The sequence below is a fragment of the Enterobacter sp. P82 genome (genome assembly GCF_037053385.1).
In the GTDB taxonomy this organism is placed as follows: domain Bacteria; phylum Pseudomonadota; class Gammaproteobacteria; order Enterobacterales; family Enterobacteriaceae; genus Enterobacter.
The window spans coordinates 68,817-89,954 of sequence record NZ_JBALHX010000001.1; the positions used below are offsets into that span (position 1 = coordinate 68,817).

General features: G+C 55.2%; 18 protein-coding genes. 14 read left to right on the forward strand and 4 right to left on the reverse strand.

The features are described from left to right. The 12 genes from pbpC to WB237_RS00370 all read left to right on the forward strand — a co-directional run bounded on the left by pbpC (position 1) and on the right by WB237_RS00370 (position 14,678). A complete protein-coding gene (pbpC, locus tag WB237_RS00315) occupies positions 1-2,325 on the forward strand; it encodes a peptidoglycan glycosyltransferase PbpC (RefSeq protein WP_336213425.1) in 2,325 nt (774 codons plus the stop codon). Positions 2,326-2,481: 156 nt separating this feature from the next. Then, complete coding sequence (gene ndk / locus WB237_RS00320; protein ID WP_003860625.1) at positions 2,482-2,913, forward strand: nucleoside-diphosphate kinase; 432 nt, start codon at positions 2,482-2,484, stop codon at positions 2,911-2,913. Between the two features lie 169 nt (positions 2,914-3,082). After that, positions 3,083-4,249 (forward strand): bifunctional tRNA (adenosine(37)-C2)-methyltransferase TrmG/ribosomal RNA large subunit methyltransferase RlmN, encoded by a 1,167-nt coding sequence (locus WB237_RS00325; RefSeq protein WP_014832896.1) that lies wholly within the window; start codon positions 3,083-3,085, stop codon positions 4,247-4,249. Positions 4,250-4,542: 293 nt separating this feature from the next. Then, positions 4,543-5,556, forward strand: coding sequence for a cytoskeleton protein RodZ (rodZ, locus tag WB237_RS00330; RefSeq protein WP_336209333.1), 1,014 nt, complete (start codon positions 4,543-4,545; stop codon positions 5,554-5,556). Positions 5,557-5,582: 26 nt separating this feature from the next. After that, the gene (gene ispG, locus WB237_RS00335; RefSeq protein WP_023308814.1) at positions 5,583-6,701 is read left to right on the forward strand and encodes a flavodoxin-dependent (E)-4-hydroxy-3-methylbut-2-enyl-diphosphate synthase; all 1,119 of its coding nucleotides are present in this window, start codon (positions 5,583-5,585) and stop codon (positions 6,699-6,701) included. Between the two features lie 80 nt (positions 6,702-6,781). After that, complete coding sequence (gene hisS / locus WB237_RS00340; RefSeq protein WP_336209335.1) at positions 6,782-8,056, forward strand: histidine--tRNA ligase; 1,275 nt, start codon at positions 6,782-6,784, stop codon at positions 8,054-8,056. Between the two features lie 13 nt (positions 8,057-8,069). Next, the gene (locus WB237_RS00345; RefSeq protein WP_028016093.1) at positions 8,070-8,690 is read left to right on the forward strand and encodes a YfgM family protein; all 621 of its coding nucleotides are present in this window, start codon (positions 8,070-8,072) and stop codon (positions 8,688-8,690) included. Positions 8,691-8,700: 10 nt separating this feature from the next. Next, entirely contained in the window at positions 8,701-9,879 is a 1,179-nt protein-coding gene (gene bamB, locus WB237_RS00350; RefSeq protein WP_336209336.1) for an outer membrane protein assembly factor BamB, read from the forward strand. Between the two features lie 112 nt (positions 9,880-9,991). Then, a complete protein-coding gene (gene der, locus WB237_RS00355) occupies positions 9,992-11,467 on the forward strand; it encodes a ribosome biogenesis GTPase Der (RefSeq protein WP_024908655.1) in 1,476 nt (491 codons plus the stop codon). A 301-nt stretch (positions 11,468-11,768) separates the two neighbouring features. Next, on the forward strand, positions 11,769-13,310 hold the full coding sequence (locus tag WB237_RS00360) for a peptide MFS transporter (protein WP_028016095.1): 1,542 nt from the start codon (positions 11,769-11,771) through the stop codon (positions 13,308-13,310). Positions 13,311-13,371: 61 nt separating this feature from the next. Continuing rightward, positions 13,372-14,406 carry a Gfo/Idh/MocA family oxidoreductase gene (locus tag WB237_RS00365; RefSeq protein WP_336209337.1) on the forward strand — a complete coding sequence of 345 codons (1,035 nt, stop codon included), beginning with the start codon at positions 13,372-13,374 and terminating at the stop codon, positions 14,404-14,406. Positions 14,407-14,456: 50 nt separating this feature from the next. Beyond that, complete coding sequence (locus WB237_RS00370; RefSeq protein WP_336209339.1) at positions 14,457-14,678, forward strand: zinc ribbon domain-containing protein; 222 nt, start codon at positions 14,457-14,459, stop codon at positions 14,676-14,678. Here WB237_RS00370 and WB237_RS00375 read toward each other — a convergent pair. From WB237_RS00375 to xseA, 3 genes are read right to left on the reverse strand one after another with little or no spacing between them, the layout of a single operon-like run. Then, positions 14,675-15,025, reverse strand: coding sequence for a protealysin inhibitor emfourin (locus tag WB237_RS00375; protein ID WP_336209341.1), 351 nt, complete (start codon positions 15,023-15,025; stop codon positions 14,675-14,677). The two genes, WB237_RS00370 and WB237_RS00375, sit on opposite strands and share 4 nt — an antisense overlap. After that, positions 15,026-16,045, reverse strand: a complete 1,020-nt coding sequence (locus tag WB237_RS00380) for a M4 family metallopeptidase (RefSeq protein ID WP_336209343.1) — start codon at positions 16,043-16,045, stop codon at positions 15,026-15,028. A 58-nt stretch (positions 16,046-16,103) separates the two neighbouring features. Beyond that, a complete protein-coding gene (gene xseA, locus WB237_RS00385) occupies positions 16,104-17,477 on the reverse strand; it encodes an exodeoxyribonuclease VII large subunit (RefSeq protein ID WP_336209344.1) in 1,374 nt (457 codons plus the stop codon). A gap of 159 nt (positions 17,478-17,636) precedes the next feature. Between xseA and guaB the strand changes: the two genes are divergently transcribed. Beyond that, positions 17,637-19,103 carry an IMP dehydrogenase gene (gene guaB / locus WB237_RS00390; protein ID WP_028016101.1) on the forward strand — a complete coding sequence of 489 codons (1,467 nt, stop codon included), beginning with the start codon at positions 17,637-17,639 and terminating at the stop codon, positions 19,101-19,103. A gap of 67 nt (positions 19,104-19,170) precedes the next feature. Beyond that, positions 19,171-20,748, forward strand: coding sequence for a glutamine-hydrolyzing GMP synthase (gene guaA, locus WB237_RS00395; RefSeq protein WP_024908661.1), 1,578 nt, complete (start codon positions 19,171-19,173; stop codon positions 20,746-20,748). A 145-nt stretch (positions 20,749-20,893) separates the two neighbouring features. On the opposite strand, the gene WB237_RS00400 is transcribed toward guaA, so the two are convergent. After that, a complete protein-coding gene (locus WB237_RS00400) occupies positions 20,894-21,112 on the reverse strand; it encodes a DUF7661 family protein (protein ID WP_028016102.1) in 219 nt (72 codons plus the stop codon). Positions 21,113-21,138: the final 26 nt, after the last annotated feature.

Sequence of the window (21,138 nt, forward strand, 5' to 3'; positions counted from 1 at the left end):
ATGCTGATGGCGCGTTTGATACGCTCCCGCTGGCTTTGGCTGGCGGGAGCGCTTCTCGTTTTATGGGGGCTCGTTCTTGTCGCTGACCGTCTGTGGCCATTGCCTCTGAAAGAGGTCAACCCTGCGCGGGTCGTGGTGGACGAGAAGGGGACGCCGCTCTGGCGTTTTGCCGATAACGACGGGATCTGGCGCTACCCGGTTACGATTGAAGAGGTCTCTCCCCGCTATCTTGAGGCCCTGATCCAGTATGAAGATCGCTGGTTCTGGGACCATCCTGGCGTGAACCCTTTTTCTGTTCTTCGTGCGGCCTGGCAGGATCTCTCTTCCGGAAAGGTTGTCTCTGGCGGCAGCACGCTCACCATGCAGGTGGCGCGCCTGTTGGATCCACATCCACGTACCTTTGGTGGCAAAATTCGTCAGCTCTGGCGGGCGATGCAACTGGAATGGCATCTTTCCAAACGCGAGATCCTCACGCTCTATCTCAACCGCGCCCCGTTTGGCGGCACGTTGCAGGGAGTGGGAGCCGCAAGCTGGACCTATCTCGGCAAACCACCGTCGCAGCTCAGCTATTCCGATGCGGCGCTGCTGGCGGTGCTTCCTCAGGCTCCGAGTCGTTTACGCCCGGACCGCTGGCCTGAACGGGCCGAAGCGGCGCGCAATAAAGTGCTCGATCGGATGGCGACGCAAGGCGTCTGGTCTGCAAAACAGGTCAAAGAATCCCGTGAAGAAGCGGTATGGCTGGCACCACGGCAGATGCCGCAGCTGGCGCCGCTCTTTGCACGGATGATGCTCGGTAAAAGTCGCGACACGAAAATTGTCACCACGCTGGATGCCGGACTGCAACGGCAGCTGGAAGAGCTGGCAATGAACTGGAAATCCCGCCTGCCTGCACGCAGCTCGCTGGCGATGATCGTGGTCGATCATACTGATATGAAAGTGCGTGGCTGGGTGGGATCGGTGGATATCAACGATGACAGTCGTTTCAGCCATGTGGATATGGTCAATGCGATCCGATCCCCGGGATCGGTATTGAAGCCCTTTATCTACGGTATGGCGCTGGACGATGGCCTGATCCATCCCGCGTCGTTGCTCCAGGACGTTCCAAGAAAAACCGGTGATTATCGCCCGGGGAATTTTGACAGTGGGTTCCACGGACCGGTCAGCATGAGTGAGGCGCTGGTGCGCTCTCTCAACCTGCCTGCGGTACAGGTGCTTGAAGCGTATGGGCCAAAACGGTTTGCCGGGATGCTGAGCAATGCAGGCTTGCCGCTTATACTGCCTGCGGGCGCACAGCCAAACCTTTCTCTGATACTGGGAGGTGCAGGCGCACGACTGGCGGACATCACGGCAGCCTACAGCACCTTTGCCCGACACGGTAAAGCGGGGCGATTGCGTTTACAGCCAGGCGATCCGCTGGTTGAACGTCCGTTATTGTCACAAGGCTCGGCGTGGATTATTCGTCGTATTCTTGCGAATGAGGCGCAGCCGCTACCGGATAATGCGTTACCACAAATCGCGCCGCTGGCGTGGAAAACAGGGACCAGCTACGGCTACCGTGATGCCTGGGCCATTGGTCTGAATGCCCGTTACGTGATTGGTATCTGGACCGGACGACCAGACGGCACGCCGGTAGCGGGGCAGTTTGGTTTTGCCAGCGCCGTGCCGCTGTTAAATCAGGTGAATAACCTGATTCAGTCGCGCTCAACGGTAGACGAAGCCCGTCTGCCGCGCGATCCGCGTCCGGAAAGCGTCGGGCGGGGTGTGATCTGCTGGCCGGGTGGCCAGTCGCTGCCGGAAGGTAGTGAAAACTGCCGACGTCGTCTTGCGACGTGGTTACTTGAGGGGAGTGAACCACCCACGCTGCTTTTACCGGAACAGGAAGGCATACGCGGCATTCGTTTCCCGGTATGGCTGGATAAAACCGGCAAACGCGTTGCGGCAGACTGCCCTGATGCTACTGAGAAAGTGCTGGATGTCTGGCCGCTGCCGCTGGAGCCGTGGCTGCCTGCAACCGAACGTCGCGCGGTCCGGGTTCCTCCCTCTTCGGCAACGTGTCCGCCGTTGTCGCAGGATGCACCTGCTCCGCTTATGTTGACCGGCGTGCGTGAGGGGGCCGTTATCAAACGTCTGCCGGGGGAATCCCGCGTTTCGTTGCCGCTTCAGGTGACCGGCAATAGCGGCGAGCGCTGGTGGTTTTTGAACGGCGAACCGCTGAGTGTGAAAGGAAGAGTTTACACATTACAGCTTGATAAATCGGGTGATTATCAGTTACTCGTTATGGATGAGAGCGGGCAGGTCGCGACGGTGAATTTTACGCTGCAGTGATCCGAAAACAGCTTTCAGATGTGAGCTGTTGCTAAAACTCGTCTTATTTTAAAAAAATGTTACCTGAATCCATAGGCAATGGCGCTATTGCTCATTATAATCCGCGCCACACCATACTCAGGTATGCAAAACAACAGAACATTGACAGAGGTTATCATGGCTATTGAACGTACTTTTTCCATCATCAAACCAAACGCGGTGGCAAAAAACGTTATTGGCAGCATCTTCGCTCGCTTTGAATCAGCAGGTTTTAAGATTGTTGGCACTAAAATGCTGCACCTGACCGTTGAACAGGCTCGCGGTTTCTACGCTGAGCACGAAGGTCGCCCATTCTTTGACGGCCTGGTTGAGTTCATGACCTCCGGTCCAATCGTTGTATCCGTACTGGAAGGCGAAAACGCAGTACAGCGTCACCGTGATCTGCTGGGTGCCACCAACCCGGATAACGCGCTGGCCGGTACTCTGCGCGCTGACTACGCTGACAGCTTCACTGAGAACGGTACTCACGGTTCTGACTCTGTTGAATCTGCTGCACGCGAAATCGCTTTCTTCTTCGCAGAAGGCGAAGTGTGTCCACGTACCCGTTAATTTAACGGTTTCGTTTACACATTATTTTCGTAAATGCCGCGTCCAGACGTGGCATCCCTGCGTCAGAGTTTGTACAATGCAACGCCCCGGACGAGCAGGCTGCTTTCCGGGGCGTTTCTATTCAACCCTCCATGGGCCATAACGTGTAACAACGAGGCCGGAAAAAATTATGTCTGAATTAGTGAATACCTCCGAAGTCGCCACGCCTGCGGTTCCAAATAAAAATGGAAAAATCAACCTGCTGGATCTGAACCGTCAGCAGATGCGCGAGTTCTTTAAAGAGATGGGTGAGAAGCCGTTTCGTGCCGATCAGGTGATGAAATGGATGTACCATTACTGCAGCGACAATTTTGATGACATGACTGACATCAACAAGGTCCTGCGCAACAAGCTCAAAGAAGTTGCAGAGATCCGTGCTCCAGAAGTGGTGGAAGAGCAGCGTTCTTCTGACGGCACCATCAAATGGGCGATTGCCGTAGGCGATCAACGCGTTGAAACCGTCTACATCCCGGAAGAGGACCGCGCCACGCTGTGTGTTTCATCTCAGGTGGGTTGTGCGCTGGAGTGCAAATTCTGCTCTACCGCGCAGCAAGGTTTTAACCGTAACCTGCGTGTCTCTGAAATTATCGGCCAGGTCTGGCGTGCCGCAAAAATTGTGGGCGCAGCAAAAGTGACAGGTACGCGTCCCATTACCAACGTGGTGATGATGGGCATGGGTGAGCCACTGCTGAACCTGACTAACGTCGTTCCGGCGATGGAAATCATGCTGGATGACTTCGGTTTCGGTCTGTCTAAACGTCGTGTAACGTTGTCGACCTCAGGTGTTGTACCTGCGCTGGACAAGCTCGGCGACATGATTGACGTTGCGCTGGCAATCTCCCTGCACGCACCAAACGATGAAATCCGTGACGAAATTGTGCCGATCAACAAAAAGTACAACATCGAAACCTTCCTCGCCGCCGTGCGTCGTTACCTGGAGAAATCTAACGCGAACCAGGGTCGTGTCACTATCGAGTACGTGATGCTTGACCATGTTAACGACGGTACCGAACATGCGCATCAGCTGGCTGAACTGCTGAAAGATACGCCATGCAAAATCAACCTGATTCCATGGAACCCGTTCCCGGGCGCACCATATGGACGTAGCTCGAACAGCCGTATCGATCGCTTCTCCAAAGTGCTGATGGAGTATGGTTTCACCACCATCGTGCGTAAAACCCGTGGTGATGATATTGATGCCGCATGCGGACAGCTGGCAGGTGATGTCATCGACCGTACCAAACGCACCCTGCGTAAACGTATGCAGGGTGAGACAATTGCGGTCAAAGCTGTTTGATTATTATGCACTCACGGCGCATTATTTGCGCCGTGAAGCATAATCTTACTGAATAATCAGTCAGATTCGTGATGACTGAGTAATAATTACGGTGCGTTTCATCCGACTTTCGGGCAGTATGTAACGACGTAACAACAGTTTAGCCGTACGGGCAGGGCTGTACTGTCATCTCCGGGCAGACAGTCTTATACTGTCTGTTCACGGTTAACTGACCAGAAGTTTCGCGGTGCGGGTGGCATTGTGACTCACCGGCGCCTGAACCCTTATTTTTCACGTACCAGTAGTTGTAGCGAATGAATACTGAAGCCACTCACGACCAACATGAAGCACTCTCCACTGGCGTTCGTCTTCGCAACGCCCGTGAACAACTCGGACTCAGCCAGCAAGCCGTTGCAGAACGCTTGTGCCTGAAGGTTTCCACGGTTCGCGATATTGAAGAAGATAAGGCGCCTGCCGATCTGGCTTCAACGTTCTTGCGCGGTTATATCCGCTCTTACGCAAAACTGGTGCACATCCCCGAAAACGAATTACTGCCGATGATGGAGAAGCAGGCACCGGTACGTGCAGCAAAAGTTGCGCCGATGCAGACATTCTCCCTGGGGAAACGTCGTAAAAAACGTGATGGCTGGCTGATGAGCTTCACCTGGTTGGTGCTGTTTGTGGTTGTCGGCCTGACGGGCGCGTGGTGGTGGCAAAACCACAAAGCGCAGCAGGAAGAGATCACCACCATGGCCGATCAATCTTCCGCTGAACTTAACCAGGCCGGAAACGGTAACGCACAGAGCGTACCGCTCGGCACCGACGGCGCGGCAACGACCAGCGAACCGCAAACCGCGACGACCGAGACACCTGCAACCGATGCGACGCAGGCTCCAGCAGTAACAGCCAACACGCCAGCACCTCAGGCTCAGGCTCCGGCTCAGGATCAAAACACCGTAGTTGCACCTTCTCAGGCTCCTGTGGATACCGCAACGAACGCACCGGCGGCGAACACCGCAGCACCACTGCCGACCGATCAGGCCGGCGTGGCAACGCCAGCGGCGGATCCTAACGCGTTGGTGATGAATTTCACAGCCGACTGCTGGTTAGAAGTCACTGATGCAACAGGTAAAAAACTGTTCAGCGGCCTGCAGCGTAAAGATGGCACGTTAAACCTAACCGGCCAGGCTCCCTATAAACTTAAAATCGGCGCTCCGGCAGCGGTACAGATCCAGTATCAAGGAAAACCTGTCGACCTGAGCCGCTTTATCAGAACTAACCAGGTTGCACGTCTTACCGTTAATGCCGAACAATCAGCAGCACAGTAACAGACGGGCAACGCGGGAGATTTTTCATGCATAACCAGGCTCCGATTCAACGTAGAAAATCGAAACGGATTTACGTTGGGAATGTGCCAATCGGCGATGGGGCACCTATCGCCGTTCAGTCGATGACCAACACGCGCACCACCGATGTGGAAGCGACGGTCAATCAAATCAAAGCATTAGAACGTGTGGGCGCGGACATTGTTCGCGTCTCCGTGCCGACAATGGACGCCGCTGAGGCGTTCAAACTGATCAAACAGCAGGTCAGTGTTCCGCTGGTGGCTGATATCCACTTCGACTACCGCATCGCCCTGAAAGTGGCCGAGTATGGCGTTGATTGTCTGCGTATTAACCCGGGCAATATCGGTAACGAAGAGCGTATCCGCATGGTGGTGGACTGCGCACGTGACAAAAATATTCCTATCCGTATCGGCGTCAATGCCGGGTCTCTGGAAAAAGATCTGCAGGAAAAATACGGTGAGCCTACGCCACAGGCGTTGCTCGAATCCGCGATGCGTCATGTCGATCATCTCGATCGTCTTAACTTCGATCAGTTCAAAGTCAGCGTAAAAGCGTCTGACGTATTCCTTGCCGTAGAATCTTACCGCCTGCTGGCTAAACAGATCGACCAGCCTCTGCACCTCGGGATCACCGAAGCGGGCGGTCTGCGTAGTGGTTCGGTAAAATCCGCGATCGGTCTGGGTCTGCTGCTCTCTGAAGGGATCGGTGATACCCTGCGCGTTTCGCTGGCGGCCGATCCGGTGGAAGAGATAAAAGTCGGATTCGATATCCTGAAATCGCTGCGTATTCGCGCACGTGGGATCAACTTCATTGCCTGCCCAACCTGTTCACGTCAGGAGTTTGATGTGATCGGTACGGTGAATGCTCTGGAGCAGCGTCTGGAAGACATCATCACACCGATGGACGTCTCCATCATCGGCTGTGTGGTGAACGGTCCGGGTGAAGCACTGGTGTCAACCCTGGGCGTGACCGGCGGTAACAAGAAAAGTGGTCTCTATGAAGATGGCGTTCGGAAAGATCGTCTGGATAATAGCGACATGATCGACCAGCTTGAAGCCCGCATCCGTGCCAAAGCGGCCATGATGGACGAGACACAGCGTATCAGCGTTCAGCAGGTTGAAAAATAACGTGATGGGAAGCCGCGAGCTTCCCATGTATGATTGAACCCATTCTTTGGGTTTTTTTTGTATATAGAAAGAGAATAAACGTGGCAAAAAACATTCAAGCCATCCGCGGCATGAACGATTATCTGCCTGGCGAAACCGCCATCTGGCAGCGCATTGAAGGCACACTGAAGCAGGTGCTCGGCAGCTACGGTTACAGCGAAATCCGTTTGCCGATTGTAGAGCAGACCCCGTTATTCAAACGCGCGATCGGCGAAGTCACCGACGTGGTTGAAAAAGAGATGTACACCTTTGAGGACCGTAACGGCGACAGCCTGACCCTGCGTCCGGAAGGGACGGCGGGCTGCGTACGCGCCGGCATCGAACATGGTCTTCTGTACAATCAGGAGCAACGCCTGTGGTATATCGGCCCGATGTTCCGCCACGAACGTCCACAGAAAGGTCGTTATCGCCAGTTCAACCAGCTGGGTGTGGAAGTCTTTGGCCTGCAGGGTCCGGATATCGACGCTGAGCTGATTATGCTGACCGCTCGCTGGTGGCGCGCGCTGGGGATTTCTGAGCACGTTTCTCTGGAGCTGAACTCAATCGGTTCTCTGGAAGCGCGCGCTAACTACCGTGACGCGCTGGTTGCGTTCCTGGAACAGCATAAAGAGAAGCTGGACGAAGACTGCAAACGTCGTATGTACAGCAACCCGCTGCGCGTTCTGGATTCCAAAAACGCGGATGTTCAGGCGCTGCTGAACGATGCGCCTGCGCTGGGTGACTACCTGGATGAAGAGTCTCGCGAACACTTCGCGGGCCTGTGCAAGCTGCTTGAAGCGGCAGGTATCGCTTACACCGTTAACCAGCGCCTGGTGCGCGGTCTGGACTACTACAACCGCACTGTATTCGAGTGGGTTACCTCAAGCCTCGGTTCGCAGGGCACCGTGTGTGCGGGCGGTCGTTATGACGGTCTGGTAGAGCAGTTAGGTGGCCGTGCAGCCCCTGCGGTTGGCTTCGCGATGGGTCTTGAACGGCTTGTTTTGCTGGTTCAGGCAGTTAATCCGGAATTTAAAGCAGATTCCGTTGTCGATATATACCTGGTGGCCTCAGGTGCGGATACGCAGTCTGCGGCGATGCAGCTTGCTGAACGCGTGCGCGATGCACTGCCGGAGGTTAAGCTGATGACCAACCACGGCGGCGGCAACTTTAAAAAACAGTTTGCTCGTGCCGATAAGTGGGGCGCAAGTATTGCACTGGTGCTGGGCGAGTCCGAAGTGGCTAACGGCGAAGTAGTAGTGAAAGACCTGCGCTCTGGTGAGCAGACAACGGTAACGCAGGGCGGCGTTGCGGCGCACTTGCGCACTCTATTAGGCTAAGGAGAAGGACTGCGTGGAAATTTACGAGAACGAACACGATCAGGTCGACGCGATTAAACGCTTCTTTGCTGAAAACGGCAAAGCGCTGGTTGTTGGGGTTATTTTAGGTGTCGGTGCGCTGATAGGCTGGCGTTACTGGAACAATCATCAGGCGGATTCCGCGCGTGGCGCGTCCCTGTCCTATGAAAATACCGTGAGCGCAATTCGTGCCGATCAGCCACAAACGCTGACGGCAGCCGAAAAGTTTGCGGCTGATAACAAAAACACCTACGGTGCACTGGCTGCACTGGAAGTAGCACAGCAGTACGTTGATAAGAACGAACTGGATAAAGCGGCTGCTCAGCTGTCTCAGGGCCTTGCGGCCGCCAGCGATGAAAACCTGAAAGCGGTTATCAACCTTCGTCTGGCACGTATCCAGGTTCAGCAGAAAAAAGCTGACGACGCGCTGAAAACGCTCGATACCATCAAAGGTGAGGGCTTTGCTGCCATCGTTGCCGATCTGCGCGGTGAAGCACTGCTGAGCAAAGGTGACAAAGCGGGCGCGCGTAAAGCGTGGCAAGCTGGCGTGGATAGTCAGGCATCACCTGCGCTGAGCGAAATGATGCAGATGAAAATAAATAATTTGTCCGTCTGAGAGGGACCCGATGCAATTGCGTAAATTACTTCTGCCAGGACTGCTTTCTGTTACGTTATTGAGTGGTTGTTCACTGTTCAGTGGCGAAGAAGACGTTGTGAAAATGTCCCCACTGCCGACGGTTGAAAACCAGTTTACCCCATCCACTGCGTGGAGCACCTCCGTGGGTGATGGGATTGGTGATTTCTATTCCAACCTTCATCCGGCTTTTGCCGACAGCGTAATCTATGCGGCTGACCGCAAAGGTACCGTGAAAGCGGTGAACGCTGATGACGGAAAAGATGTGTGGTCGATTAACCTGGCGGAAAAAGACGGCTGGTTCTCCCGTAAACCTGCACTGTTGTCTGGTGGCCTGACGGTTGCCGGTGGTCATGTCTACGTGGGCAGCGAAAAAGCACAGGTTTATGCCCTGAACAGCAGCGACGGTTCCATTGCCTGGCAAACGACCGTAGCGGGTGAATCCCTGTCTCGTCCGGTGGTGAGTGACGGCCTGGTGCTGATTCATACCAGCAACGGTCAGCTGCAGGCGCTGAACGAAGCGGACGGCCTGGTGAAATGGACCGTTAACCTGGATATGCCAGCGCTTTCTCTGCGCGGCGAATCCGCACCGGCTACCGCGTTTGGTGCTGCCATTGTCGGCGGTGACAACGGTCGCGTGAGCGCAGTGCTGATGCAGCAAGGCCAGATGATCTGGCAGCAGCGTATCTCTCAGGCTACGGGCTCAACGGAAATTGACCGTCTGAGCGACGTCGACACAACGCCGGTTATCGTTAACGGTGTGGTTTACGCGCTGGCCTATAACGGTAACCTGACTGCGCTTGATCTGCGCAGCGGCCAGATTATGTGGAAACGTGAGCTGGGCTCGGTGAATGATTTCATCGTTGAGGGTAACCGCATCTATATGGTTGACCAGAACGACCGTCTGCTGGCTCTGAGCACCGAAGGTGGCGTGACGCTGTGGACGCAAAGCGATCTGCTGCACCGTCTGCTGACCGCGCCAGCGCTCTACAACGGTAGCCTGGTAGTTGGTGACAGCGAAGGGTATATGCACTGGATTGATCCAGAAAATGGTCGCTTTGTTGCACAGCAAAAAGTCGACAGCTCTGGTTTCCTGACCGATCCGGTTGTGGCCGATGGTAGACTGCTGATTCAGGCAAAAGACGGCACGCTGTACGCGATCACGCGTTAATTACCCGGCGGTTGTAGTATACTAAACGGCTCCTGTTCATTCAGGAGCCGTTTTGACATTTTTAAAAACGCCGCGAAAGCGACGTTATTTTGAATTTTATGAGGCTTCAAACATGGTACCTGTGGTCGCGCTTGTCGGGCGCCCTAATGTTGGAAAATCCACTCTTTTTAACCGTTTAACACGCACTCGTGATGCGCTGGTTGCGGATTTCCCGGGGCTGACGCGTGACCGTAAGTACGGTCGTGCAGAAGTAGAAGGACGTGAGTTCATCTGTATTGATACCGGTGGTATTGACGGCACAGAAGATGGTGTTGAAACCCGCATGGCAGAGCAGTCGCTGCTGGCAATTGAAGAGGCCGATGTGGTGCTGTTCATGGTGGATGCCCGTGCTGGACTGATGCCAGCGGACTCCGCTATCGCCAAACACCTGCGTTCACGCGAAAAGCCGACCTTCCTGGTGGCGAACAAAACTGACGGCATCGATGCCGATCAGGCAATCGCGGATTTCTGGTCTCTGGGCCTGGGCGAAATCTACCCCATTGCGGCATCGCATGGTCGTGGCGTAACCAGCCTGCTGGAGACTGTTCTGCTGCCGTGGGTTGACGAAGTTAACCCGCCGGAAGAGGTGGACGAAGACGCAGAATACTGGGCGCAGTTTGAAGACGGAGAAGAGGGCGAAGAAGAAGAGCCTGAAGACGACTTCAACCCGCAGGATCTGCCGATCAAGCTCGCTATCGTGGGTCGTCCAAACGTAGGTAAGTCTACACTTACTAACCGTATTCTGGGTGAAGAACGCGTGGTCGTTTACGACATGCCGGGCACCACCCGTGACAGTATTTACATCCCAATGCAGCGTGATGAGCGTGAGTATGTCCTCATCGACACCGCAGGCGTACGTAAACGCGGGAAAATCACCGATGTGGTGGAAAAATTCTCCGTTATCAAAACCCTGCAGGCGATTGAAGATGCTAACGTGGTGCTGCTGGTTATTGACGCTCGCGAAGGTATCTCCGATCAGGATCTCTCTCTGCTCGGCTTCATCCTCAATAGTGGGCGCTCACTGGTTATCGTGGTCAACAAATGGGATGGCCTGAGCAACGAAGTGAGAGAGCAAGTGAAAGAGACCCTCGACTTCCGTCTGGGCTTTATCGACTTTGCTCGTGTGCACTTCATCTCCGCGCTGCACGGCAGTGGCGTAGGCAACCTGTTCGAATCGGTGCGTGAAGCGTATGACAGCTCCACCCGTCGTCAGAGTACCGCTATGCTGACCCGTATCATGAATATGGCAGCGGAAGACCATCAGCCACCACTGGTGCGCGGTCGTCGCGTGAAGCTGAAATATGCCCACGCCGGTGGTTATAACCCACCAATCGTGGTGATTCACGGCAACCAGGTGAAAGACCTGCCGGACTCCTACAAGCGCTATCTGATGAACTACTTCCGTAAATCGCTCGACGTGATGGGCACGCCTATCCGTATCCAGTTTAAGGAAGGGGAAAACCCGTTCGCCAACAAGCGTAACACTCTGACGCCAAACCAGATGCGTAAGCGTAAGCGTTTGATTAAGCACATTAAGAAAAGCAAATAATCATTGCAGATCTCACCAAAGCCCGCGTTTATCGCGGGTTTTTTTTTTGCCCAATCATACCGTCGGTTTTCTCTGTGTGAAGTCAATCACTATTCACTTTTAACCAAGTTTAAATCTAAGAAAGTAGACAATCGTCGAATTTTCATCTTAAAGTCCTGGGTACGGTACTAGACAAAACTAGCGCCTGGTTATCAAATGGTTAACTAACTTTTCGCCGCATGTAAAAAATCGGTCAGATACGTAACTGACCGGCGTACTTGCTGGTGTTTACAAGCACGACGACATACCTTTCGGGAGAATTATGCAATCCTCTGTTAATCAAAAAGAAAGCCGAACGTTCTTCGGCCATCCGTATCCGCTCGGTTCTCTGTTCTTCACCGAGATGTGGGAGCGTTTCTCGTTTTACGGCATTCGCCCGTTACTGATCCTGTTTATGGCCGCCACCGTCTATGACGGCGGGATGGGGCTGGCGCGTGAAAACGCCTCGGCGATTGTCGGTATCTTTGCCGGGACCATGTATCTGGCCGCACTGCCGGGTGGCTGGCTGGCCGATAACTGGCTCGGCCAGCAGAGAGCCGTCTGGTACGGTTCGATTCTGATTGCGCTCGGTCACCTGTCGATCGCGCTGTCAGCCATCATGGGCGATAACCTGTTCTTTATCGGCCTGATGTTCATCGTGCTCGGCTCTGGTCTGTTCAAAACCTGTATCTCGGTGATGGTCGGTACCCTGTACAAAAAAGGCGACGCGCGTCGTGACGGCGGATTCTCGCTGTTCTACATGGGCATCAACATGGGCTCGTTCATCGCGCCACTGATTTCCGGCTGGCTGATCAAAACCCACGGCTGGCACTGGGGCTTTGGTATTGGTGGTATCGGGATGCTGGTCGCGCTGATTATCTTCCGCGTGTTTGCCGTTCCGGCGATGAAACGCTATGACAGCGAAGTCGGTCTGGACTCCACCTGGAACAGCCCGGTTGTGAAGCGTAACGGCGTGGGCGTGTGGCTCCTGGCACTGGCCGCAGGTGTGGCGACGATCGTCACGCTGATCGCCCAGGGCGTGATTGTGATTAACCCGGTTGCGGTAGCCAGCGTGCTGGTTTACGTGATTGCGGCGTCCGTGGCCCTCTACTTTATTTATCTGTTTGTTTTTGCAGGCCTGAACCGTAAAGAGCGCGCCAGACTGCTGGTCTGTTTTATTCTGCTGATCTCTGCGGCCTTCTTCTGGTCTGCGTTTGAGCAGAAGCCAACCTCGTTCAACCTGTTCGCCAACGACTACACTAACCGCATGATTGGTGATTTCGAAATCCCGGCGGTGTGGTTCCAGTCAATTAACGCCCTGTTCATCATCCTGCTGGCACCGGTATTTAGCTGGGCATGGCCGAAGCTTGCGAGCATGAACATTCGTCCGAGCAGTATCACCAAGTTTGTTATCGGTATTCTGTGTGCTGCAGCAGGCTTTGGCCTGATGATGCTGGCGGCAGAAAACGTGCTGAGTAATGGTGGCGCGGGCGTGTCGCCGTTCTGGCTGGTGGGCAGTATCCTGATGCTGACGCTCGGCGAACTGTGCCTGAGCCCGATTGGCCTGGCGACCATGACATTGCTGGCGCCAGAGAGAATGCGTGGTCAGATGATGGGCTTGTGGTTCTGCGCCAGTGCGCTGGGGAACCTGGCTGCGGGCCTGATTGGCGGTCACGTGAAGGCCGACCAGCTGGATATGCTGCCGGATCTCTTTGCTCGCTGTTCCGTCGCGCTGCTGATTTGTGCCGCGGTACTGATCGTCCTCATTGTTCCAGTGCGTCGTATGCTGGAAAATGCGCAGACTAAACCGGCCGCTAACGCCTGATAAACCTCAGTGTGCCGGGGCAGACGTTACGCCCCGGCACTGTATTCCCTGAGGTGAAATTATGCAGTTAGGATTTGTTGGTCTTGGCGCGGTAGTGGAAACCGCGTATATGCCCGCGTTGCGACACCTTTTTGGTCACTCGGTGCGTTGTTTTGGGTTTGATGTTCTTCCTGCAAAGCACCCTGAAGGCGTTACGCGCTGCACTTCCCTTGCGGAACTTCTTGCTATACCGCTGGATACCCTGTTTATCACCACCGCCTCGCTGCATCATCTTGAGGTGCTGGAGCAGGCGATTGCCTCGCCCGTTCCACGCATTGTGGTTGAAAAACCGGTAGTCGCCACGCTTCCCCAAATAGAAAAGCTCAACACGCTGCTGGCAAAACCCGGTGTGGCATCTCGCGTGCTGGCGCTCGACCACTGGATGGCTCGCCTTGAAACGGTGAAGCGGTCGCTGGTGGGCAATATTTCTGACATCGTCAAAATCGACGGTTTTTTGCAGGAGCCGAGTGGCTATAACGCAGCCGGGGAACCTGTCGCGCTTAACTTTGCCACAGGCGAGCCGGATACCCGTACGCTTCGCCATCCTGATGGCGTGATTCTGGATATCGGTACGCACGTGCTGGCGATGCTGCGCGAAACGGTGCGTTATCTGGGAGGCCATGACGATATGACGTTGCAGGTCGTCACGGCTAAAGACCGCCTGGGTCGCGAAATCGCAAAAGGCGACCTGACCACGGCGGAAGGCGAGGCGCATCTTCAGGGAAGCATCAGCGGCGTGCCGGTGGACATCTGGCTTAACAAATACGCGGGACCCGCGGGCGGGCAAAAAGGTTTACGGCTCTGCTTGAGGGACGGGGGCACCATCAGCTACGACCGGCACGGCACAGAAGATGTGCTGGAGCTGATAAATGGCGAGACCCGTCAATGCTGGAAAATTCCCGGCACAATCTACGAACACTGTCTTGCAGAGCATATTCTGGGCGCCAGGAGTCTGTATGAACGGGCTCCGCAAGAGGTGAGTCGCACCACGCGCCGCAGGATCGAGGAAGTGACGCTGCTACTGACCTTGCAGCAACAGTTGCGTGGCCCGCACTGAACGCAACGTGGTAAAATTATCACAGACATGAATGCGCTAAAGGAGTCACCATGACGATTACCTGCCCGGATTGCCTGGCATCGCTCGAGCCCCTGAACGGGGTGGCACATTGCGACAGCTGTAATAAAGACATTGCGCTTGAAGCCCGTTGCCCGGAGTGCCATCAACCACTCCAGGTATTAAAAGCCTGCGGCGCGGTGGACTATTTCTGCCAGAACGGCCACGGTCTTATCTCTAAAAAACGCGTGGAGTTCGTTCGGGCCGAAGGCTAATCGCACACGCAGCCTTCGCCTTTCTGCCACAGCTCGACCAGCGACTCGGGCGCCTCCTGCTCCGGTACCAGCACGATGATATCGGCGTAGTGAGCCTGATTTTTCCCGGTCCAGATAATCTGGATGCGGAAATAGCGCTGGTCACCGCTGCCGGGTGACGAGGCTTGTCCCGGCGGTTGACCGCGCGGAAAGGCCTGCTCCAGGATGCTCACCACGCGCTGGCGTTGAGCCTCATTGAGCGAAGAAAGCGCGATGGTACGCTGGCCGCTCAGCTTAGGAATAAAAGCGACGCCGCCTTCACGGGCCAGCTCAACCACGGCGTCATCTGTCAGTTCCGGAACCTGCATTTACAGCACTCCCACCTGTTCCCAGGCTTGCTTAATGGCCGCCCCAACGTCGCCACCGAAGCGTTTCTCTCCGTGCGCTATAGTCAGTTTTGCGAAGGCCTCAAAATCCGCATCCTGCGCCAGATTGCGATCGCAAACTGTGTCATACCAGGCATAACCCGCTTTTTCCCAGGCGTAGCCGCCGATAGCCGTCGCGGCCAGATAAAATGCCCGGTTGGGGATGCCGGAGTTCAGGTGTACGCCGCCGTTATCCTCACGCGTTTTAATGAAATCTTTCATGTGCGCGGGCTGCGGATCTTTGCCGAGCAGCGGATCGTCGTAGGCTGTGCCGGGTTCAGACATCGAGCGCAGCCCTTTACCGTTGATTCCTTTTGCAAGCAGCCCTTCACCAATGAGCCAGTCTGCTTTATCGGCGGTTTGCTTCAAATGATACTGTTTGACCAGGGATCCAAACACGTCTGACAGCGACTCGTTCAGCGCGCCAGACTGTTCAAAATAGATAAGCCCGGCTTCGGTTTCAGTCACACCGTGGCTCAGCTCGTGTGCCACCACGTCGATGGCGATGGTAAAGCGGTTAAATATTTCCCCGTCACCGTCGCCGAATACCATTTGCTGACCGTTCCAGAAGGCGTTCTGATATTCCCGACCGTAATGCACGGTGCCGGTCAAAATAAGCCCTTTATTATCGAGTGAGTCACGCTGATATTCTTTCCAGAAGAAATCATGGGTAATACCCAAATAATCGTATGCTTCATCCACCGCCACATCACCGTTTGAAGGCTGGCCTTCGTAACGCACCTGCGAACCCGGCAGTTCCTGGGTCTGCTTCGCGTCGTAAATATCGCGCTCCAGCTGTCCGGCTTTATTCACGTGCGGCGCGGCAGGTTTTCCCGGCATGTGGGCCATCAGTGTCTGGACATGGGTTAAGGTCTGGCGGGCGCAGCGCTGTTGCGGCTCTGAACCGCTTTCGATAATACGACGAAGAATATAAGGGGGAATAACGCTATGACGATGTGACATGCTGCTCTCCTTATTAAAAAAGGGAATAGCAGCAGTATAGTAAGTAACCGGCGAAGAATTATCCGGTTTTACGCTGGCGTGTTTTTTTCACCGGTTTAATTGATTTCACTTCGCTTTCTACCCAGCCGTCTGAAAGACGTGTCGTCAGCACATCACCGGTATTCACCTGTTTGGTTTGCTTCAGCACTTTGCCGTCTGTCGCCGTCGTCACGCTATAGCCGCGCGCCAGCGTGGAGAGGGGGCTGACCGCTTCAAGATGGGTCACCGCATTGCCAAAGCGTTCGCGGGTTGAGCTCAGTCGTGTACGGATATTCTCTGCCAGACGATATTCGAGCTGCTGGATCCGCGTTTGCGCGCGATAAATTTTCGGCTGCGGGTTCTGCTGGTTCAGGCGCTGCGTGACGCGCTGCTGACGCGACACCGCACGCTTGAGCTGGTTATCCAGCGCGAAATTCATGCGCTGACGCAGGCGCTCCAGGACGGTCTGCTGACGCGCCAGTCGCAGTTGTGGGTGCTGCTGTTGCAGGCGATGATGAAGCTGGGTAAAACGACGGGTACGGTTTGCGAGGAAGTAGTCCATCGCCATTTCCAGACGCTGCTGGCCGTTCTGAAGCTGACGCAGCAGCTCCAGCTGGTTGCGGCTCACCACTTCCGCTGCTGCGGATGGCGTAGGGGTGCGTAAATCGGCAACAAAATCCGCGATGGTGACGTCCGTTTCGTGCCCGACGGCGCTCACTACAGGGATATGGCTTGCGAAAATTGCCCGTGCGACACGTTCGTCGTTAAAGCTCCACAGGTCTTCCAGCGAGCCGCCGCCACGGCCAACGATCAACACGTCGCACTCCTGACGCGCATTCGCCAGTTCAATGGCGCGGACAATCTGGCCCGGTGCATCGTCACCCTGTACGGCGGTTGGGTAGATGATCACGGGCAGGGAAGGGTCACGACGCTTAAGCACGTGCAAAATATCGTGCAGGGCCGCGCCGGTTTTTGAAGTAATAACCCCAACGCAGTGGGCAGGAGACGGCAGGGGCTTTTTGAACTGCTGGTCGAACAACCCCTCTTCCGAGAGTTTTGCTTTTAGCTGTTCATACTTCTGCTGTAGCAAACCTTCGCCCGCAGGCTGCATGCTCTCGACGATAATCTGGTAATCGCCGCGCGGCTCATACAAGGTGATATTGGCGCGAACCAGAACCTGCTGGCCGTGCTGAGGACGGAACGTCACGCGACGGTTGCTGTTGCGGAACATCGCGCAGCGCACCTGGGCGGTATCGTCTTTTAGCGTAAAGTACCAGTGACCGGATGACGGCTGCGTGAAGTTTGAGATCTCGCCGCTGATCCACACTTGCCCCATTTCCTGCTCAAGCAGTAAACGAACCGTTTGATTAAGGCGGCTAACAGTAAAAATTGAAGGGGTTTGAGAGGATAACATGTGAGCGGGATCAAATTCTAAATCAGCAAGTTATTCAGTCGATAGTAACCTGCTGAGAGGGGAGTGCAAGGTTTTTTTATAAAAAAGTGTGGATGCAATCGGTTACGCTCTGTATAATGCCACGGCAATATTTAACCACCCAGGTCAGAGATATTGCCCATGCTACGTATCGCTAAAGAAGCACTGACGTTTGACGACGTCCTCCTTGTTCCCGCTCACTCCACTGTTCTGCCGAATACTGCCGATCTCAGCACGCAGTTGACGAAAACCATTCGCCTGAACATTCCTATGCTCTCTGCGGCAATGGACACCGTGACTGAAGCGCGCCTGGCTATCGCCCTGGCACAGGAAGGTGGCATCGGCTTTATTCATAAAAACATGTCTATCGAGCGTCAGGCTGAAGAAGTTCGCCGCGTTAAGAAACATGAATCCGGTATCGTGTCTGACCCACAGACCGTTCTGCCAACCACCACCCTGCACGAAGTGAAAGCCCTGACCGAACGTAACGGCTTTGCCGGTTACCCGGTTGTGACTGAAGCCAACGAACTGGTCGGTATCATTACCGGTCGTGACGTGCGTTTCGTGACCGACCTGAACCAGCCTGTCAGTGTTTATATGACACCGAAAGAGCGTCTGGTGACCGTTCGTGAAGGCGAGGCCCGTGACGTCGTGTTCGCTAAAATGCACGAAAAACGCGTTGAGAAAGCGCTGGTTGTGGATGCGAACTTCCACCTGCGCGGCATGATCACCGTTAAAGATTTCCAGAAAGCAGAACGTAAACCTAACGCCTGTAAAGACGAGCATGGCCGTCTGCGCGTAGGTGCTGCAGTTGGCGCGGGTGCCGGTAACGAAGAGCGTGTTGATGCGCTGGTTGCTGCGGGAGTTGACGTGCTGCTGATTGACTCCTCTCACGGCCACTCCGAAGGCGTTCTGCAACGTATTCGTGATACCCGTGCTAAATACCCTGACCTGCAGATCATCGGCGGTAACGTGGCAACGGGCGCAGGTGCTCGCGCACTGGCTGACGCTGGTTGCAGCGCGGTGAAAGTGGGTATCGGTCCTGGCTCCATCTGTACTACCCGTATCGTCACCGGCGTGGGCGTTCCACAGATCACTGCAGTGTCTGACGCGGTTGAAGCACTGGAAGGCACCGGTATTCCTGTTATCGCTGACGGCGGTATCCGCTTCTCTGGTGACATCGCTAAAGCGATCGCCGCAGGTGCTGCTGCGGTGATGGTAGGCTCTATGCTGGCTGGTACCGAAGAATCCCCGGGTGAAATCGAACTCTACCAGGGCCGTTCTTACAAATCTTACCGCGGTATGGGCTCTCTGGGCGCGATGTCCAAAGGTTCCTCTGACCGTTACTTCCAGACCGATAACGCCGCTGACAAACTGGTACCGGAAGGTATCGAAGGGCGCGTTGCCTATAAAGGCCGTCTGAAAGAGATCATTCACCAGCAGATGGGCGGCCTGCGCTCCTGTATGGGTCTGACCGGCTGTGGTACCATTGACCTGCTGCGTACTAAAGCGGAATTCGTACGCATCAGCGGTGCGGGTATCCAGGAGAGCCACGTTCATGACGTGACGATCACCAAAGAGTCCCCGAACTACCGTCTGGGCTCCTGATAAGTTTCCGCGCCCGGCTCCTGCCGGGCGCTCTGTTTTTGTTTCACTTGCCTCGGAATTAGCGTCAATGACGGAAAACATTCATAAACATCGCATTCTCATCCTGGACTTTGGTTCTCAGTACACTCAGCTGGTGGCGCGTCGCGTACGTGAACTGGGCGTTTACTGTGAACTGTGGGCGTGGGATGTCACGGAAGCACAGATTCGCGAATTCAATCCAAGCGGCATCATCCTGTCTGGCGGCCCGGAAAGTACTACCGAAGAGAACAGCCCGCGTGCACCGCAGTACGTGTTCGAAGCTGGCGTGCCGGTATTCGGCGTTTGCTACGGTATGCAGACCATGGCAATGCAGCTTGGCGGCCACGTCGAAGGTTCTAACGAGCGTGAGTTTGGCTACGCGCAGGTAGAAGTCGTCACCGACAGCGCGCTGGTGCGCGGTATCGAAGACTCCCTGACCGCAGACGGCAAACCGCTGCTGGACGTTTGGATGAGCCACGGCGACAAAGTCACCGCTATCCCGTCTGACTTCGTGACCGTTGCCAGCACCGAGAGCTGCCCGTTCGCCATCATGGCAAACGAAGAAAAACGCTTCTACGGCGTGCAGTTCCACCCGGAAGTGACCCACACCCGTCAGGGTATGCGCATGCTGGAGCGCTTCGTGCGTGACATCTGCCAGTGTGAAGCCCTGTGGACCCCGGCAAAAATCATCGACGACGCCGTTGAGCGTATCCGCCAGCAGGTTGGCGATGACAAAGTGATCCTCGGCCTCTCCGGCGGCGTGGACTCCTCGGTGACCGCGATGCTGCTGCACCGCGCCATCGGCAAAAACCTGACCTGTGTCTTCGTCGACAACGGTCTGCTGCGTCTGAACGAAGCCCAGCAGGTTATGGACATGTTTGGTGACCACTTCGGTCTGAACATCGTTCACGTGGAAGGCGAGCAGCGCTTCCTGGACGCGCTGAAAGGTGAGAACGATCCGGAAGCGAAACGTAAAATCATCGGCCGTGTGTTCGTGGAAGTGTTCGACGAAGAAGCGCTGAAGCTGGACGACGTGAAATGGCTGGCGCAGGGCACCATCTACCCGGACGTGATCGAGTCTGCGGCATCCGCAACCGGTAAAGCACACGTCATCAAATCTCACCACAACGTGGGCGGCCTGCCGAAAGAGATGAAGATGGGTCTGGTTGAGCCACTGCGTGAGCTGTTCAAAGACGAAGTGCGTAAGATCGGTCTGGAACTGGGCCTGCCGTACGATATGCTCTACCGTCACCCGTTCCCGGGCCCGGGTCTGGGCGTGCGTGTGCTGGGCGAAGTGAAGAAAGAGTACTGCGACCTGCTGCGTCGCGCGGACGCGATCTTCATCGAAGAGCTGCACAAAGCTGACCTGTACAACAAAGTGAGCCAGGCGTTCACCGTGTTCCTGCCGGTTCGCTCTGTAGGCGTAATGGGCGATGGCCGTAAGTACGACTGGGTTGTCTCCCTGCGTGCGGTAGAAACCATCGACTTCATGACCGCGCACTGGGCGCACCTGCCGTATGACTTCTTAGGCCGCGTGTCTAACCGCATCATCAACGAAGTTAACGGTATTTCCCGCGTGGTGTATGACATCAGCGGTAAGCCACCGGCTACGATTGAGTGGGAATGATTTCCCAACCGGATACGTCTGGTACTAACAGGTTCTAAATTATCTCTAAGCCCGCAGATTGCGGGCTTTTTTTTGGCCATTGCTGGCAACACCATCTCAGGTGAGTGCCAGGAGCGGGCGCAACGTAATGCTATCCATTAAATCCTTATTCGATGCGTTCCACATTTGGATGACGATCGGTTGCGGCTTCATGGAAAATGTCACCCAGCCAGCCGGCAATCTCACCTTCAGTCATATCGTCAGGAATAGCGATGTCATAGAGTCGAGAAAACTTTCTCTCCGTCAGGTCAGCACGAAATACCAGCCAGCGTTCATTCTTACGTTGAACGCCAATATGCCGTCCAAAAACGTTATATATCAGCATATGCCATCTCCGATCATGCCAGTGAG

What these genes read in the sequence shown, in the direction of transcription:
- guaA (WP_024908661.1), top strand. Translation starts at nt 19,171, where the DNA reads ATGACGGAAAACATTCATAAACATCGCATTCTCATCCTGGACTTTGGT.
- ispG (WP_023308814.1), top strand. Translation starts at nt 5,583, where the DNA reads ATGCATAACCAGGCTCCGATTCAACGTAGAAAATCGAAACGGATTTAC.
- WB237_RS00375 (WP_336209341.1), bottom strand. Translation starts at nt 15,025, where the DNA reads ATGCAGGTTCCGGAACTGACAGATGACGCCGTGGTTGAGCTGGCCCGT.
- WB237_RS00380 (WP_336209343.1), bottom strand. Translation starts at nt 16,045, where the DNA reads ATGTCACATCGTCATAGCGTTATTCCCCCTTATATTCTTCGTCGTATT.
- pbpC (WP_336213425.1), top strand. Translation starts at nt 1, where the DNA reads ATGCTGATGGCGCGTTTGATACGCTCCCGCTGGCTTTGGCTGGCGGGA.
- bamB (WP_336209336.1), top strand. Translation starts at nt 8,701, where the DNA reads ATGCAATTGCGTAAATTACTTCTGCCAGGACTGCTTTCTGTTACGTTA.
- WB237_RS00325 (WP_014832896.1), top strand. Translation starts at nt 3,083, where the DNA reads ATGTCTGAATTAGTGAATACCTCCGAAGTCGCCACGCCTGCGGTTCCA.
- WB237_RS00365 (WP_336209337.1), top strand. Translation starts at nt 13,372, where the DNA reads ATGCAGTTAGGATTTGTTGGTCTTGGCGCGGTAGTGGAAACCGCGTAT.
- ndk (WP_003860625.1), top strand. Translation starts at nt 2,482, where the DNA reads ATGGCTATTGAACGTACTTTTTCCATCATCAAACCAAACGCGGTGGCA.
- xseA (WP_336209344.1), bottom strand. Translation starts at nt 17,477, where the DNA reads ATGTTATCCTCTCAAACCCCTTCAATTTTTACTGTTAGCCGCCTTAAT.
- WB237_RS00400 (WP_028016102.1), bottom strand. Translation starts at nt 21,112, where the DNA reads ATGCTGATATATAACGTTTTTGGACGGCATATTGGCGTTCAACGTAAG.
- rodZ (WP_336209333.1), top strand. Translation starts at nt 4,543, where the DNA reads ATGAATACTGAAGCCACTCACGACCAACATGAAGCACTCTCCACTGGC.
- WB237_RS00370 (WP_336209339.1), top strand. Translation starts at nt 14,457, where the DNA reads ATGACGATTACCTGCCCGGATTGCCTGGCATCGCTCGAGCCCCTGAAC.
- der (WP_024908655.1), top strand. Translation starts at nt 9,992, where the DNA reads ATGGTACCTGTGGTCGCGCTTGTCGGGCGCCCTAATGTTGGAAAATCC.
- guaB (WP_028016101.1), top strand. Translation starts at nt 17,637, where the DNA reads ATGCTACGTATCGCTAAAGAAGCACTGACGTTTGACGACGTCCTCCTT.
- WB237_RS00360 (WP_028016095.1), top strand. Translation starts at nt 11,769, where the DNA reads ATGCAATCCTCTGTTAATCAAAAAGAAAGCCGAACGTTCTTCGGCCAT.